General features: G+C 66.0%; 17 protein-coding genes. 5 read left to right on the plus strand and 12 right to left on the minus strand.

Annotation, left to right across the window (positions count from 1 at the left end; genetic code table 11):
- Positions 1–55: 55 nt before the first annotated feature.
- The gene (gene upp / locus K368_RS0122490; protein ID WP_027174318.1) at positions 56–709 is read right to left on the minus strand and encodes a uracil phosphoribosyltransferase; all 654 of its coding nucleotides are present in this window, start codon (positions 707–709) and stop codon (positions 56–58) included.
- A 225-nt stretch (positions 710–934) separates the two neighbouring features.
- Here upp and K368_RS0122495 point away from each other — a divergent pair, with 225 nt between their 5' ends.
- A complete protein-coding gene (locus tag K368_RS0122495; RefSeq protein WP_027174319.1) occupies positions 935–1,201 on the plus strand; it encodes a hypothetical protein in 267 nt (88 codons plus the stop codon).
- A 77-nt stretch (positions 1,202–1,278) separates the two neighbouring features.
- Here the strand turns inward: K368_RS0122495 and K368_RS0122500 are convergent, their stop codons facing one another.
- Positions 1,279–1,734, minus strand: coding sequence for a DUF2852 domain-containing protein (locus tag K368_RS0122500; protein WP_027174320.1), 456 nt, complete (start codon positions 1,732–1,734; stop codon positions 1,279–1,281).
- A gap of 83 nt (positions 1,735–1,817) precedes the next feature.
- Positions 1,818–2,462 (minus strand): TetR/AcrR family transcriptional regulator, encoded by a 645-nt coding sequence (locus tag K368_RS0122505; protein ID WP_027174321.1) that lies wholly within the window; start codon positions 2,460–2,462, stop codon positions 1,818–1,820.
- 195 nt (positions 2,463–2,657) lie between these two features.
- On the opposite strand from K368_RS0122505, the gene K368_RS0122510 reads away from it, so the two are divergent.
- Both K368_RS0122510 and K368_RS0122515 read left to right on the plus strand, forming a co-directional pair.
- On the plus strand, positions 2,658–3,878 hold the full coding sequence (locus K368_RS0122510; RefSeq protein ID WP_027174322.1) for a GTP-binding protein: 1,221 nt from the start codon (positions 2,658–2,660) through the stop codon (positions 3,876–3,878).
- Positions 3,878–4,192 (plus strand): hypothetical protein, encoded by a 315-nt coding sequence (locus tag K368_RS0122515; protein ID WP_027174323.1) that lies wholly within the window; start codon positions 3,878–3,880, stop codon positions 4,190–4,192. The genes K368_RS0122510 and K368_RS0122515 overlap by 1 nt, the downstream gene beginning before the upstream one ends.
- Here K368_RS0122515 and K368_RS0122520 read toward each other — a convergent pair.
- The 3 genes from K368_RS0122520 to K368_RS0122530 all read right to left on the minus strand — a co-directional run bounded on the left by K368_RS0122520 (position 4,182) and on the right by K368_RS0122530 (position 6,248).
- Entirely contained in the window at positions 4,182–4,373 is a 192-nt protein-coding gene (locus tag K368_RS0122520; RefSeq protein ID WP_027174324.1) for a DUF1192 domain-containing protein, read from the minus strand. The two genes, K368_RS0122515 and K368_RS0122520, sit on opposite strands and share 11 nt — an antisense overlap.
- Before the next feature lie 30 nt (positions 4,374–4,403).
- On the minus strand, positions 4,404–5,318 hold the full coding sequence (locus tag K368_RS0122525; RefSeq protein WP_027174325.1) for an alpha/beta hydrolase: 915 nt from the start codon (positions 5,316–5,318) through the stop codon (positions 4,404–4,406).
- An 81-nt stretch (positions 5,319–5,399) separates the two neighbouring features.
- Entirely contained in the window at positions 5,400–6,248 is an 849-nt protein-coding gene (locus tag K368_RS0122530; RefSeq protein WP_051440144.1) for a lytic transglycosylase domain-containing protein, read from the minus strand.
- Positions 6,249–6,378: 130 nt separating this feature from the next.
- Between K368_RS0122530 and K368_RS0122535 the strand changes: the two genes are divergently transcribed.
- Together K368_RS0122535 and K368_RS0122540 are read left to right on the plus strand one after the other, a co-directional pair.
- Positions 6,379–8,007 (plus strand): ABC transporter ATP-binding protein, encoded by a 1,629-nt coding sequence (locus tag K368_RS0122535; protein WP_027174327.1) that lies wholly within the window; start codon positions 6,379–6,381, stop codon positions 8,005–8,007.
- Positions 8,008–8,021: 14 nt separating this feature from the next.
- A complete protein-coding gene (locus K368_RS0122540) occupies positions 8,022–9,242 on the plus strand; it encodes a phosphopentomutase (RefSeq protein WP_027174328.1) in 1,221 nt (406 codons plus the stop codon).
- A 33-nt stretch (positions 9,243–9,275) separates the two neighbouring features.
- Here K368_RS0122540 and K368_RS0122545 read toward each other — a convergent pair whose 3' ends face one another.
- The 6 genes from K368_RS0122545 to K368_RS0122570 all read right to left on the minus strand — a co-directional run bounded on the left by K368_RS0122545 (position 9,276) and on the right by K368_RS0122570 (position 15,006).
- Positions 9,276–9,701 (minus strand): acyl-CoA thioesterase, encoded by a 426-nt coding sequence (locus K368_RS0122545; protein ID WP_027174329.1) that lies wholly within the window; start codon positions 9,699–9,701, stop codon positions 9,276–9,278.
- A 157-nt stretch (positions 9,702–9,858) separates the two neighbouring features.
- Positions 9,859–10,356 (minus strand): hypothetical protein, encoded by a 498-nt coding sequence (locus K368_RS0122550; protein WP_027174330.1) that lies wholly within the window; start codon positions 10,354–10,356, stop codon positions 9,859–9,861.
- A 242-nt stretch (positions 10,357–10,598) separates the two neighbouring features.
- Complete coding sequence (locus tag K368_RS0122555) at positions 10,599–12,377, minus strand: PQQ-binding-like beta-propeller repeat protein (protein WP_027174331.1); 1,779 nt, start codon at positions 12,375–12,377, stop codon at positions 10,599–10,601.
- A 35-nt stretch (positions 12,378–12,412) separates the two neighbouring features.
- Positions 12,413–12,973: an ankyrin repeat domain-containing protein gene (locus K368_RS25355; RefSeq protein WP_036266606.1), complete on the minus strand. Its 561-nt coding sequence runs from the start codon at positions 12,971–12,973 to the stop codon at positions 12,413–12,415.
- A 14-nt stretch (positions 12,974–12,987) separates the two neighbouring features.
- The gene (locus tag K368_RS0122565) at positions 12,988–14,058 is read right to left on the minus strand and encodes an SDR family oxidoreductase (protein ID WP_027174332.1); all 1,071 of its coding nucleotides are present in this window, start codon (positions 14,056–14,058) and stop codon (positions 12,988–12,990) included.
- A 117-nt stretch (positions 14,059–14,175) separates the two neighbouring features.
- A complete protein-coding gene (locus tag K368_RS0122570) occupies positions 14,176–15,006 on the minus strand; it encodes a transglutaminase family protein (RefSeq protein WP_027174333.1) in 831 nt (276 codons plus the stop codon).
- Positions 15,007–15,032 lie beyond the last annotated feature (26 nt).

Consider the following 15,032-nt stretch of genomic DNA (forward strand, 5'->3'; position numbering starts at 1 on the left):
ATGTGCAGCCGGAGGGCGGGTTGGCAAGGGAGGAGTTGCTGAGTGGAGGAGTCGCTCAGCGTGTGCCGTACATCCGGTCGCCGGCATCCCCGAGACCGGGAACGATGTAGCCGTGGTCGTTGAGGTGACTGTCGATGGAGGCGGTCCAGACCGGTACGTCGGGATGCGTCGCCTGGAGCTTGGCGATGCCTTCCGGTGCCGCCAGCAGACAGACGAAACGCAGATCGAGTGCGCCGCGCTGCTTCAGGAGGTCGATGGCAGCGATGGCGGAATTGGCCGTGGCCAGCATCGGGTCGAGGACGAGGACGGTGCGGTCGGCGAGGTCGGAGGGCGCCTTGAAGTAATACTCGACCGCTTCCAGCGTCTCGGGGTCGCGATAGAGCCCGACATGGGCCACGCGTGCCGAGGGCACCAGCGACAGCATGCCATCGAGGAAGCCGACGCCCGCGCGCAGGATCGGCGCCAGGACCAGCTTCTTGCCAGCGATCTGCGGTGCCTCCATCGCCTGTATCGGCGTCTCGATCATCACCCGTTCCAGGGGAAGGTCGCGGGTAACCTCGTACGCGAGGAGCATCCCGATCTCGTTGAGGATTTGGCGGAAACCCTTGGTGGACCGTTCCTTCTGCCGGAGCAGGGTCAGCTTGTGCTGAACCAGGGGATGGTCGACCACCGTGACCGTCGCGCGGCCCTCCACGCCGAGACTGCCCATATTTCCCATTGCCTTCACTCCCCCCGAAGACCGGCCCGTCGCGCCATGACCGGCACGCAACCACCCGCGTGCTCTCATCGTCTGACGCCCTTATGGCCCGCCGGCGGATGAAAATCCGATAAAGACGCGCGATCATGACGGGGGCTGGCACGCGTCCCGGTCGCCGGTGCGAAACAAACGGGGTGGTCCGGATCGTCGATGAAATTTATCCGAAACAGCACGCCCATGAGCAAGTCTGCCCGTTATGATAGGGTCCGCTACCGCGCCACATTCCTCAATACGCTTGGGACATCACTCGTCATGGTGGGCTTCTTCCTGCCGGGCATGCGGCTCTACGAGGGATATGACCACCGCCTGTCACGCTCCGAGGCGTGGAGTGTCTCGCTACAATTCCTTCAGACGGAACCTGGGGCCGTCAGCGTGACGGCGCTGATCCTCGGCTTCTGCCTGCATGTCATCGCCTTGCATCACCTGAAGAACCTTCAGGATTGATCGATCTGCCTGACGAACGAAAAAGGGCTCCCGGCATCGCTGCCGGAAGCCCTCCGTTGCCCCGGATTGAGATTCGGTCAGACGCTCTGCGTCGAACCTTTGTTGCCGCGCTTCGCCATGAACGCATCGAACTGCTCGCGATCCTTGGCACGCTTCAATTCTTCCACGAACTCGGCGAAGGCCTTGCTCTCTTCGTGCAGCGCCTTGCGCTGGGCGTCGAGCCGGTCGAGTTCGGACCGGCGGTAATCGTCGAAGGCGAGGTTACCGGTGCCGCGCAGGTCAGCGGCCTCGAACGCCTGGGCGAAGCGCGATTTGCGCATGCCCGCCTGCCAGTCGGTCCCACGACCGACTATGCCGCGTAGTTCGGTCAAGGCCGGATAACCTGCGACCTTCCAGGCGATGTAGGCAGCCGCCAGCGGCCACCAATATATGAACGCGACGACGACGGCGCCAATCTCGAACGAGCGGCGGGGAAACGGGCCGCTGCGGCAGGCTTTGCCGGTGGCCCAGGGAGAGGTCGAGGAAAAGCTCACGGCTCACAGCTCCAATGTTAATGTGAACCACATTTACTTGCGGATCCGACGTGGCGGTTTCAAGGGCCGTTCTCACGCAACCGTCAGGCCGATGGTCGTGGTCGCCCGGCGCCATGCACGAGGGCGAGAACGCCGGCGCGGAGCAGCTCGTATTTGTCGGGCATTCCCAGGCCCTTCGGCAGATGCCCCGAGGCCGAGAGCGTGGCGAGGCCATGCGACAGGGCCCAGACTTCCAGGGCGACGAAGCGCGGCTCGACCCCGCCAAATCCATCGGGAAAAGTGGTTTTCAGCGCTTCGAGCAGAAGGTCGAAGGGACTGGACCTCGGTGGCACGTCAGGCGCCGCCGGGTCTGCCGCCATCGGGGCTCCCCGTGTCTCGAAGATCGCGGCATAATAGCCGGGCTCCTCCTCGGCGAAGGCGAGATAGGCCTCCCCCATCCGAGTGAAGCGCTCAAGAGGCGTCCCGCGCGAGGTCAAAGAGCGGGCAAGACGCTCGGCAAGGTCAGTGAAGCCACGGCCGGCCACTTCCTCCAATAGAGCTTCGCGTCCCCGGAAATGGCGATAGAGCGCCGCCGGGGTAACGCCGACGAGGCGCGCCGCATCGACCAGCGTGAAGCCGCCTACGCCGCGTTCGGCGATGAACCGGCGCGCCGCTTCGATCAGCGCCTCCTTGAGGTTGCCGTGATGATAGCTGCGCCGGTCTCCCGGTCCTTCTCGCCAGGGTCGCACTCGATTCCATCCTCGGGCGATCGCCGGCCTACGGCTGCACGTCTGCCGCGACTCCGCCGGGATGCGCCCTCCCCTAACACGCCGAGCGCGCTTTTCGACCCTCCTCCATCAACCAGCGGACAGAGATTTTCGAACGCGATTGACAGAAGCGAGTCCCTTAATTGTAATGGTATTACATTGCATAGCGGATATCCGATGAGCCAACGTGATCCCCGTCTCCCCGTCACCGTCCTCTCCGGGTTCCTCGGTGCCGGCAAGACGACCCTGCTGAACCATATCCTCAACAACCGCGAGGGACGACGCGTCGCCGTGATCGTCAACGACAAGAGCGAAGTGAACATCGACGCCGCCCTGATCCGTGACGGAGGCGCCTATCTCTCCCGCACCGACGAACGGCTGGTGGAGATGAGCAATGGCTGCATCTGCTGCACGCTCCGGGACGACCTCCTGGCCGAGGTCCGGACGCTCTCGGAGGATGGGCGGTTCGATTACCTCCTGATCGAAGGCACCGGTATCGCCGAGCCCCTGCCGGTAGCGAGCACCTTCTCGTTCCGCGATGAGGACGGTGCGGCGCTCAGTGACGTCGCCCGCCTCGAGGCCATGGTCACCGTCGTCGATGCGGTGAGCCTCCTGAACGATTACGGCTCGACGGCGTTCCTGCGTGACCGGGGCGAGATCTCGGGCGAGGACGATGCCCGGACCCTCGTCAACATGCTGGTGGAGAAGATCGAGTTCGCCGACGTAATCGTCAGCAACAAAGCCGGTGATGTCGGCGAGGATCAACTCGCCCTGGTCCGCTCGGTTATACGCGGACTCAACGCAGATGCCCGCATCGTCGAGGCCGCCTATGGCCGCGTCCCCGTCGATCAGGTCCTGAATACCGGCCTGTTCAGCGAGGAGAAGGCACAGGAACACCCGCTCTGGTTCAAGGAACTCTTTGGCGCCGCGCAGCACGTGCCCGAGACCGAGGAATATGGAATCGGCTCGTTCGTCTACCGAGCCCGCCGTCCCTTCGCGCCCGAAGCTTTCCATGCCTTCACCAAGGCGACATGGCCGGGCCTCATCCGCGCGAAGGGGCATTTCTGGCTGGCGACGCGACCGGACTGGGTCGGTGAATTCTCCCTCGCCGGTTCCTTCGCGCGGGTGTCGCCGATGGGGGCGTGGTGGGTCTGCGTGCCGAAGGCCCGCTGGCCGGAGGATGCGGAGTGGCGCACCCATCTGTCCCGGAACTGGAGCGAGCCCTGGGGCGACCGGCGCCAGGAATTGGTCTTCATCGGCACGGGCCTCGACCGCTCGGCGATCACCGCCGCACTCGACGCCTGCTTGGTCGGTTCCGAGGGGGTGACGCGCTTCGATCCGGAGCCTTACCGCTCCCTGCCCGATCCGTTTCCCAGCTGGCAGCGAGCCGCCGCCTGATGGCGTTCTCTTTCCTGAAGGATGCCCGCGCCCGCTCGGCCGCGCGTTCGGCCGATGCGGCTAGACTCAAGGATGAGCTTCGCCTCGGCCTGCGTCTTGGCGAGGATGACGTTCTCGCCGTCAACGAGATCGCCTGTGGCGAGCCTGGCTGCGCCGATCGCGAGACCATCGTTCTCGTGATGCGGGTCGGCGAGCCGACGCGAGCCTTGCGGATCGCGCGCGGCATGGATGCGGTGGAGGCTGACGATATCACCCGGCTTGGGGCGGAGGAAGATTCCCTGAGGCGGGAGAGCGCGACTTCGCCTACAGCTTGAAGATCGAGGAGGCCCGGTCCAGCGCGATTTTCTTTCCCGATTTCGCCGTCTCCAGCCGCTCGATCTCGGCTCGCAGCAAAGCGATCCGCGCTGCGATCTCGTCGAGGGAGAGGGTGTCGAGGCTCTCGCCGATCGTATGGGAGACCGGACGCTTGGGCCGGTCCGTGTCGTCGCCGTGCATGGCGTATCCCTCCTGTCGTCCGGTGCCTGCCTAACGGTCCCAGCGCGAGACCGAACGAACGTGCTGCTGAGTGCCGGCATATTGCTTGAGGAAGGTCGTCATCTCCGACAGTTCCGGTGCCTTCGAGCGGAAGGTGACCGAGAGGGCCAGAAGCGTGTCGGCATGGTCGAGGCCGGGATAGATCCGTTCCTGCACCGGAACGCGCACCGCGCGTAGCCGCGCCGCCAGGCTCTGCGTGTTGCGCGGGCGGACAATGGTGTCATTGTCGCCCGTCGCCAAGAAGGCTGGAGGCGAATGAGGACCGGCGAAGGTGATCGGCTGCGTCTCCGCCGGATCGGGGGCCTGTCCGAATACATCCCGCGACGTGTCCTGATCGAAGGGATGAAAGTCATAGGGACCGGACAGACCGGCCACGGCCCGAATCACCTTCGGGTCGACGCCTGCCTTGCGCAGGTAACGCGGATCGAGTCCGAGCATCAGGGCATTGTAGGCCCCGGCCGAGTGTCCGGCGAGCACGATCCGGCGCGGGTCGCCGCCATACTCGGCGATGTTGTCGCGGACCCAGGCGACGGCGGCGGCGCCATCATCGAGGAAGTCGGGGAACCGCACCTCCGGATAGACCCGGTAATCGGGAATGACGGTGACGAAGCCCTGGGCTGCCATGGCCTGACCGACGAATTCGTAATCGTCCTTCGTGCCGGATTTCCAAGAACCGCCGTAGAAGAAGACCAGAACCGTCGCATCCGCCGCGCCGCCGGCGGGCGTGAACACATCGAGGCGCTGGCGCGGATGGATGCCGAAGGCGGCGCTCTTCTGGGCGAGCCGTCCGCCCTGGTCCCGCGGGCCGATGGCGTCGAACAGGGCGAGGGGCGAACAGGCCGTGACCCCGAGGGCGGCCAATATGAGGGAGGCGAGAGTGGCGAGGGCAGCGAAAGCGCGGGTCATGCATCTCTCAAACGGGGAACGAAGGCCCGAATGACACGTGCCGCACGGCGGATTCATGACCGGAATAAGGGTTATTCGGACTCAGGTCCGCAGCACGATGCAGGCACCCCCGACCTTGCGAATGCGACCGCACAGCATATCGCCCGCCGCCCGGCTCTCTGCGGGTATGCGGATCCGGTAGAAGGCGCGCGTGCCGCGGCTGCGCAGGCGCGTTCCGATGATCATCGGCCGCACCTCGCCGATCACACCGGCATAGAGTTTCCGGGTGCGAGAAAAGCTCTGGAGGGCGAGGGATTTTGAGAAATTGCCGGCGAGCTGAATGCCCCAGGGGGCGGCGGGCCCTTCGTTGCCGCCGAGGGCGAAGCGCTCGCCGCGTGAGGGGATCCGCAACGCGGCGGTGACCTGGAGGCAGGTTTTCGGCGCTTCCGCCTTGGGGGCTTCGGTCTCTCCCCCCGCCCCGTTGACGGCCGCGCCTCCGCGCCAATCCTCTGCCGGCGCGCCGGTGATCGCCATCACATAGGCGCGCGTTTCGGCAGGCAGCCCGCCCGTGCCTGCGAGCCAGCCCGAGACCCGGCCAGCGCCGCCGTTATAGGCGGCCGCCGCGAGGCCGAGATTGCCGAACTGGCGATTGAGATCGGCGAGAAGGTGCGCCGCGTGGGGGATAGCTTGTTCGGGGTCGAAGGGATCGGTCAGCCCTCGCTCCCGCGCCGTGCCCGGCATGAATTGCGCAACGCCCTGCGCGCCGACAGGGCTCACCGCCGTGACGCGAAAACTGCTCTCCCGCCAGATCAGCCGTGTCAGGAAGGGCACAGGCAGGCCGCGCACCTTGGCCGCATCCTCGATGAGGCGGCAGAGCGCCTGCTCCACGGTCTCCGTCGCCACCTCGGCCGAGGCCGGCGTGGCGGCGAGGAGACAATAGAGGAAGATCAGACTGCGGAGGGATGTCACGGGGCGTTTGTACTGGTGTCTGGTGGCGGATCAATCACCGTTCGCCGATCCCACGGCGCCGCGCTATAGGAAGTGTGATCCCAGTCTCCGTGGACCCGGTACCATCGCCTTGATGACTGACACGCTGCTCGACGTACAGGACCTTTCGGTCGCGTTCCGCTCGCAGGAGCGCGAGACCCTGGCAGTGGATAGGGTGAGCTTCACGCTTCGCAAGGGCGAGACGGTGGCCCTCGTCGGTGAGTCGGGATCGGGCAAGTCGGTGACGGCCCTGTCGATCCTGCGTCTTCTCGACGGCAGCGCCGTCCATCCCGGCGGCCGCATCCTGTTCAAGGGACGGGACATCCTGTCCCTCCCCGAGCGGGAGTTGCGCAAGATCCGCGGTGCCGACATCACCATGGTGTTTCAGGAGCCGATGACCTCGCTCAATCCGCTGCACACGATCCAGCGGCAGATTGGCGAAGTTCTGGAGATTCATCGCGGCCTGTCCGGCCGCAAGGCCCGCGCCCGCATCCTCGAACTCCTCGAACTCGTCGGCGTCCGCGATGCCGAACGGCGCATGGGCGCCTATCCGCACGAACTTTCCGGTGGCCAGCGCCAACGCGTCATGATCGCCATGGCGCTCGCCTGCGAGCCGGATTTGCTGGTGGCCGACGAGCCGACGACCGCCCTCGACGTCACCGTCCAGGCGCAGATCCTCACGCTGCTCGCCGACCTGCAGAAGCGGCTCGGCATGTCGATGCTGTTCATCACCCACGATCTCGGCATCGTGCAGCGCATCGCCTCCCGGGTCTGCGTGATGCTCGCCGGCCGCATCGTCGAAGCCGGGCCGGTGGCGGAAATTTTCGCCCGTCCGAAACACGAGTATACCCAGCGCCTGCTCGCCTCCGAGCCGAAGGGTCGCGCGAACCCCGTGGCGGACGATGCCCCGCGACTGCTGGAAGCCGGTCCTCTCAAAGTGTGGTTCCCTGTCCGCGAAGGGCTCCTCCGACGCACCACCTTCCACGTGAAGGCGGTGGACGGCGTGTCCCTCGCCGTTCGCGAGGGCGAGACGATCGGGATCGTCGGGGAATCCGGATCGGGTAAGACCACGCTCGGTCTCGCGCTCCTGCGGCTCACCGGCAGCGAGGGGCCGATCGTGTTCCTCGGCCAGTCCATCGCCGGGCTCGGGCCAGGACCGATGCGGCCGTTCCGGCGGGACATGCAGGTGGTCTTCCAGGATCCTTACGGTTCGCTCTCGCCGCGCATGACGGTGGCCGACATCGTCGCCGAGGGGCTAGTGGTGCAGGGGGCGGTGAAATCTCGGGCCGAGCGACGCGCCGTGGTCGCCAAGGCGCTCACCGATGTCGGGCTCGATCCGGCGACCATGGACCGCTACCCGCACGAATTCTCCGGCGGCCAGCGCCAGCGCATCGCCATCGCCCGCGCCATGGTGCTGAAACCCCGCTTCGTCGTCCTCGACGAGCCGACCTCGGCCCTCGACCGGTCGGTGCAGGCGCAGATCGTCACTCTGCTCCGCGACCTACAGAAGGAGCGCAAGCTCGCCTATCTCTTCATCAGCCACGACCTCAAGGTCGTGCGCGCGTTGGCGAACTACGTTCTCGTCATGCAGAACGGCAAGGTGGTTGAGGAAGGGTCGGCGGAGGAGATCTTCGCCCGGCCGCAGACCGAATATACGAAGGCCCTGTTCGCCGCCGCCTTCGATCTGAACAGCGCCACCACCGAAGACGTGGTTCCGGCGTAAGCACAACGAGACTCATGGCGCGCGTTCTCCTCATCGTCCTCGATTCGGTCGGCATCGGCGGAGGGCCGGACGCAGCACGCTACGGCGACGAGGGCTCGGATACGCTCGGCCACATCGCGGATTACTGCGCCGCCGGGGCGGGCGACCGCGAGGGACTGCGGGCTGGGCCCCTCGCTCTGCCGAACCTGACGCGCCTCGGCCTCGGCCTTGCCGCGGCGGGGGCGAGCGGTCGCATTCCATCTGGCCTCGAGCCCTCCGGTCCTGTCGTTGGAGCCTACGGCCATGCCATCGAGACCGCGCCCGGCAAGGACACGCCCTCCGGTCATTGGGAGATCGCGGGCGCTCCCATCATCGAGAATTGGGGCTACTTTCCAGATACGGCGCCAGCCTTCCCCGCCGTGCTCACCCAGACACTCATCGAACGGGGCAGACTTCCCGGCATCCTCGGGAATTGCCACGCTGCCGGCGTGTCGATCATCGAGCATCATGGGGCCGAGCATGCCCGGACGGGCAAGCCGATCTGCTACACCTCGGCCGATAGCGTCTTCCAGATCGCAGCGCACGAAGAGACGTTCGGGCTAGTCCGCCTCTACGAGCTGTGCCGAGTCGCCCGCGAGATCTGCGATTCCTACCGCATCGGTCGCGTCATCGCCCGCCCCTTCGTCGGCTCCGAGGAGGCGGGTTTTCGGCGTACCGCGAACCGTAAGGATTTCGCCACGCAGCCGCCGGGGGAGACCTTGCTCGACAGACTGAGCGACCAGGGGCGCTCCGTCGTCAGCGTCGGTAAAATCGGCGACATCTTTGCCCACCGCGCCACGGGACGCGAGATCAAGCCCGCCGGCAACGCCGCATGTCTCGATGCGGCGCTCGCTGTGTTCAGTGCCCTCCCCGAGGGCGGGCTCGTCTTTTTGAACCTCGTGGATTTCGACACGGAGTACGGCCACCGCCGGGACGTGCCGGGCTATGCCGCCGAGTTGGAGCGCTTCGATGCGCGCGTACCCGAAATCCTTGCGGTGCTCGAGGAGGGCGATGTCTGCATCGTCACCGCCGATCATGGCAACGACCCGACTTGGTCCGGGACGGAGCACACCCGCGAGCAGGTGCCGGTCCTCGCCTTCGGTCCCGGTCTCACCGCTCGCCCGCTTGGGCGCCGGGAGACCTTCGCGGATATCGGTGCCTCGATCGCTCGACATCTCGGTATCGGCGAGTTGGGACGCGGCACATCGTGGTGGTGAGAGGATTCCGCTCGATCCGGGCGGGACCGAGCCTCACACCTCCCAACTCTCCTCTACCTCCGGTGGGATCGGTCTCGGACGGCGGTCGCTGCCGATGGCGACGAAAGTGAAGAGTCCTTCCGTCACCTTCATGGTGGTCTCGCCCTCCCGCTCGCGGCGCCAGACCTCGACTTGAATGCGAAGCGAGGTACGTCCGACCTTCACGATCCATGCATAGATGCTAACCTCGTCGCCGACGATGACCGGCCGATGGAAGGTCATGGCATCCACGGAGATCGTGGCGCAGCGGCCCCTCGCCCGCCGCGCTGCAACGTTGCCCGCTGCCAGATCCATCTGCCCCATCAGCCAGCCGCCGAAAATATCCCCGGCTGGATTGGTATCCGCAGGCATCGCGATGGTACGCACGACGGGAGAGCCGCGGTCGGTGGGCTGTCGCGGCTCGGAAACATCGGTCGGCATGGGGTGGTGTGGACTCCCGTTATCGCGGACCGGTAATGCAAACTGCGCGCCGCCCGTGTCGTCCTGTCACATCCGGCCGGTGGCGAACAGATTAGCTGGTTGGGGAGGGAGGCAGATCGTTACCCCCTCATCGCGGTGCTGACTGTCCCGCGTCTACCTAAGCCGGCCAGCGCGGGCGCGTCCGCAGCAGCACCGCCCCGCCCGCCAGAAGACCGATGCAGAGCAGGGCGTAAGGCAGGCCCAGCAGCAGCAGGAAGAAGCCGGTACTCGCTTCGCCGCCGATGGCGCCGCTCCGAGGCTGGTCGAGAAGCCAGCCCAAGACACCGGTGATCATTAGCAGGACGATCCCGTTCAGTAGGATGGCGCCCCCGATGGTGAGGCAGCCCCAGCCAAACCGGCGGCGTTCATCGGGCACTCGGGCGAGGAGGAGAGTGACGGCGATCACGACGGCAGCTTGAAGCCCGATCGCGAGGAAGGGCAGCACGTCGATCGCCGGACCCTGCCAGGGTATGGCGGCATCCCGTATTCCAGGCTCGGGTCGGACCATCATGCCCAGTAGGGCGCTCATCGCAGGAAAGATCACTCCTCCGATCGCCCAGCCTACGAACAGGCCGAAGAGGCCGCTGATGACCCATCGCCGGGTGTTCGGGATCATGCCGTCCCTTCCTGCCGCCAGGGCAAAAATGATTCGCCCGGTCATCGGCGACCGGGCGCAGGTTGCGCATCGCCTCCTCGACTCCGCCAATCCTTGAAACCCTACCACGGTGCTTCTCCACCGTGCAGGCCAAGCTCGCCGGGGGGGGCGGGGGCGGATGGCGTCGTTCCGGCCGTAGAACCCTCGCTCGATGAGGAAGTCTCCGTCCCTTCGAGACCGACACACGGAATGGCGGAACGCCGTCAGTCCGGCAGGGCGAACACGACGAGCGCATCTCCGGTGCCGAAGCCCGAGCCCTTGGTGAAAGACGCTCCGCCGGCCGCCACGGCCACGTATTGCCGGCCATCCAGGGAATAGGTGATCGGCGGCCCCCCGATCCCGGCACCGCACTGGAACCGCCACAGCATCGACCCGGTCGCCGCATCATGGGCATCGAGATGGCCGTCCTCCTCGCCGGAGAAGACCAGACCGCCTGCGGTGGCGAGCGTGCCGCCGGAGAGGCGACTTCCCGCCTTCACCGACCATTTGATCGCCCCCTCCTTCTTGAGGTCGACGGCCGTGAGCGTACTGAAGGACGGCTCGCCCTTCGCCTCGCTCGTTTCGGTGAAGCGGATCTGCGGCCTGCCATTCGAGGCCGGGACGGTCCTCACCGTGTAGGTCGTTGCGCCGTGCCGGACCTGGGCGTAGGCCATGCTCGTCGTCGGATCGAAGGCGACGGGATGCCAGGAGATCGCCCCGAGGGGACCGGGGCTGACGATGGTTCCGGCCTCGGTGGGTGGTTCGTAGAGATTTTTCTGCGTCGTGAGCGGAGCGGACTTGCCAAGAAGCGTACCAGTCTGTCGGTCGTGGACGTAGAGCCAGCCGGTCTTGCTCGCCTCGGCGACCGCCTTCACCGGCCCTTGCGGCGTCACGTAATCGAGCAGGAAGGGCGGGCTCGCTACGTCGTAGCCCCATTCGTCGTGCGGAACCTGCTGATAGTACCAGCGCAACCGGCCGGTCTTCACATCCAGGGCGACGAGGCTCATCGTGTAGAGATTGTCGCCCGGACGTGAGAGGCCGAAATTCTGCGGCGCCGGATTGCCGGTGCCGACATAGATCAGTCCGAGATCGGCATCGTAGGCCGGGGTCATCCAGAGCGAGCCCCCGCCGACCTTCCAGGCTTCCTTGTGCCGGGGTGCGGCCGCCTTCTCGGCGGCGATGTCGCGATTGAGCGGCACCCCGTCGGCGGTTTTCTCCACAAAGCCGCCTTCCCAACCCTCCTCCTTGGTGACGTACCAGCGCCAGCGCTCCTCGCCGGTGGCGGCATCATAGGCGGCGAGCCAGCCGCGTCGGCCGTATCCACCCTCGATCCCGACCACGGCGCCGCCGTCGAGTCCGCCCTTCTCGTCCTCCACGTGAAGGCCGTAGCCCGCCCCTGCCACGCCGACGATGACGAGTCCGTCGGCCACGAGGGGCGGCATCTTGAACCCGAGCCGGCTCGATCCCTGGATCGCGCCAGCACCGAGCGTTCCGGCGAGATCGGACGCGGTCTCCGACTCGCCCTCCTCCGGGCGTACCGCCTCATGATCCCACAGGACCTTACCGGTCTTCGCGTCGAGGGCGATCACCCGCCCGTCCATGGTCGCCTCGAAGACCTTGCCGCCGGAGACCGCGACGCCGCGATTGGAGGGCGGCCCGAAGATCTTCTCCGTCCGCGCCTTGTGGGTATAAGTCCACAGGACGCGACCCGTCCGAGCGTCGAGAGCTGCGACGTGGTTCTGCGTGGTGGAGAGGTACATTACCCCGTCGACCACCACGGGCTCGGCCTGGAAGTAGCCGGTGATTCCGGTTTGGAAGATCCAGGCCGGGCGCAGCTTGGTGACGTTGGTCCGGTCGATCGTGGTGAGCGGTGAGAAATGCCGGTTGGTATGGTCGCGGCCGAACATCGGCCATTCCTCGGCGCGGGCACTTGGCGAGAGCGTTAGCGTGCCGGCAAGCAGGAACAAGGACGAGACACGCGTGAGCGAGAGCCGAGATGCCATGCCACTTCGCCCCTGGTGATTCATGACAGCACGGCTCAATCGATCACGAGTCGGGCGAGGCGTTCGGCAGCCTCGAGCTGAAACGGGGTATCCGCCGCATTCATGGAGCGGGCGAGATCGGCCGCGCTTTGCCCGTTTCCGTCTCGCTTGGACGGGGCGGCGCCCTTCGACAGGAGCAGCTCCACCATCTCGGTGCGGTTGAACATGGCCGCCGTCATCAGCGCCGTGCGCGTACCAGTACCGACGCCGTCCACATCGGCACCCTTCTCCAGAAGAAGCTCGACGATAGCCATGTCGCCCTTGAAAGCCGCGCCGGCGAGCGGCGTCTGGCCACGATCGTTTGAGAGTTCGGGGTCGCCGCCGTATTCGAGGATGAGGCGTGTGGTCTCCACCTGGCCGTTGTAGGCGGCCAGCATCAGGAGGCTGTCGCCCTTGTCGTTGAGGAGGTTCGCCGGAAGCCCTTGTGCGAAGAGCTCGGCGAGCTCGTCCACATGTCCTACCCGTGCATAGTGGAAGACCCGGCCGGCGAAGGCCAGGGTCTCCGAGTCGAGTTCGGGACGGACGCTTTCGGCTGGAGTCGTCGCTTCAGGTTGCATCGTCAACGTCTGTCTCACGGAATGACTTTTTCGGTCCGCAGGCGACCGAACAGATCGAGGAAGCTGTCGTCGCTGGGCTGATAGTCAAGGAAGCCGAGGCGCCGGCTGCGCGCCATGTCGGTGACCACCTCGATCGGCCGACCGAGATCCGCATCGGTGTGCCATGCGGAGGCGAGACGGTCGAGATCGGACTCGACCAGCCTGTGGCGTTTCGCCAGATCCGCCCAGACCGGCGCGTCCTTGGCCATTTGGTCTTCGAGCGGCGTCGGCGCACCGGGATAGGCTGCCGGCTCCACGCCAAACCACTCCGCGATGCGACCCCACATCCACGACCAGCGGAAGACGTCACCGTTGACCACGTTGAATGCGGTGTTCGCCGCGGCGGGATCGGTGGACGCCCAAGCAAGATGACGGGCGAGCAGTCTCGCATCGGTGACGTCGGTCAGTCCGTTCCATTGCTGCGGCGAACCCGGGAACAGGAACGGACGTCCGGTCTCGCGGCACAGGGAGGCGTAGACGGCCAGCGTCACACCCATGTTCATGGCGTTGCCCAGGGCATAGCCGACGATCGTGTGCGGACGGTGCACGCTCCAGCCGAATCCCTGGCGCTCGGCCCCTGCGAACACCTCGTCCTCCTGCACATAGTAGAAATTTTCCACCGGCAGGCGTTCCTGGTCTTCGCGGAATGGCGTCTGCGGCAGGGTGCCTTTCCCGTAGGCTTCGAAGGGCCCGAGATAGTGCTTGAGCCCGGTCACCAGCGCTACGTGGCGCAGCGGAGACGATTGCAAAGCGTCAAGGAGGTTGCGCACCATGGCGCCATTGACGCGGCAATTCTCGGCTTCGGTCGCCTGCCGCATCCAGGTGGTGATGAACACATGTGTCGGCGCGAGGTCCGACAAAGCCGCCCGCAAGGAGGCCGGATTGGTCAAATCCGCCGTCACCGGGGTGACGCCCGCGATGGCCACCGGCCGGCGCGCGAGACCCAGGACGTTCCAGCCCTCCGCGACAAGGTGGCGAGCAAGGTTGTTGCCGACGATGCCGCTTGCTCCGGCGATGAGCGCCGTACCCTTTAAACTGTCCGACATGCCGTCTCCGATAGCGGTGCATCCCCCCCCTCGGCGCATCTGCCGGATCGACAGGCGGAGATGGGAGCTGTCTATCGGAACGCGGGAGGCCGGATGTCGATCCGGCGTGGGTCTGCATCAGGCGATGGGGGTCAACTCGCCAGTCTCGCTGATCTCGTCGGTATGCACGTCGAAGCTCGCGAGCAGGGCCGTGCTGAAGCTCGTGGAGATCGCGACATCGGTGGCGTCGCGGCCGCGTGCGATGAGGATGCGGCCGATGCGGCGCTTGTTGTTGCGGGCGTCGAAGGTGAACCACCGTCCGTCGAGATAGACCTCGAGCCAGGCTGAGAAGTCGCCCGGCGGCACCACCGGCACGCCGATATCGCCGAGGTAGCCGGTGCAGTACCGGGCCGGGATGTTCATGCATCGGCAGAAGGCCACGGCGAGATGGGTGAAGTCGCGGCAGACGCCGATCTTCTGGGTGTAGGCTTCGAACGCCGTACGGGTGGCATCGGCCTGCTGGTAATCGAACTTGATGTGCCGATGAACGAAGTCGTGGATCGCTTGGACCCGTGCCCAACCCTCGGGTGTGGTTCCGAACAGGCCCCAGGCGATGTTCGAAAGCTTGTCCGTCTCGCAATAGCGGCTGCCAAGCAGGAACGGCATGACGTCGTCCGGGAGATCCTGCACCGCGTGCTGCTTCGCCCCCGGCACGACTTCGTCCGGTTCACCGGAGTCCTCGATCATGAAATCGGCCGAGACCGTGATCCGGCCGCCGGGGGCGAGAATCCGGGTGCAGACATTGCCGAAGGGGTCGAGATAGCTGTGAGCATCCACCGGCGGCTCGATCGTCATCGTCTCCGGCGTCAGCAGGTCACCCGCGCGCGAGGGATGGACGTTGAGCATCAAGGTGATCGGCGTCGGGCCGAACGTGTCGTAGCCGATCGTGTAGCCGGTCCGGATTTTCATAAGGTCGCTCGCATCAGGCAATGGGA

Source organism: Methylobacterium sp. 10 (assembly GCF_000519085.1).
Lineage (GTDB): Bacteria > Pseudomonadota > Alphaproteobacteria > Rhizobiales > Beijerinckiaceae > Methylobacterium.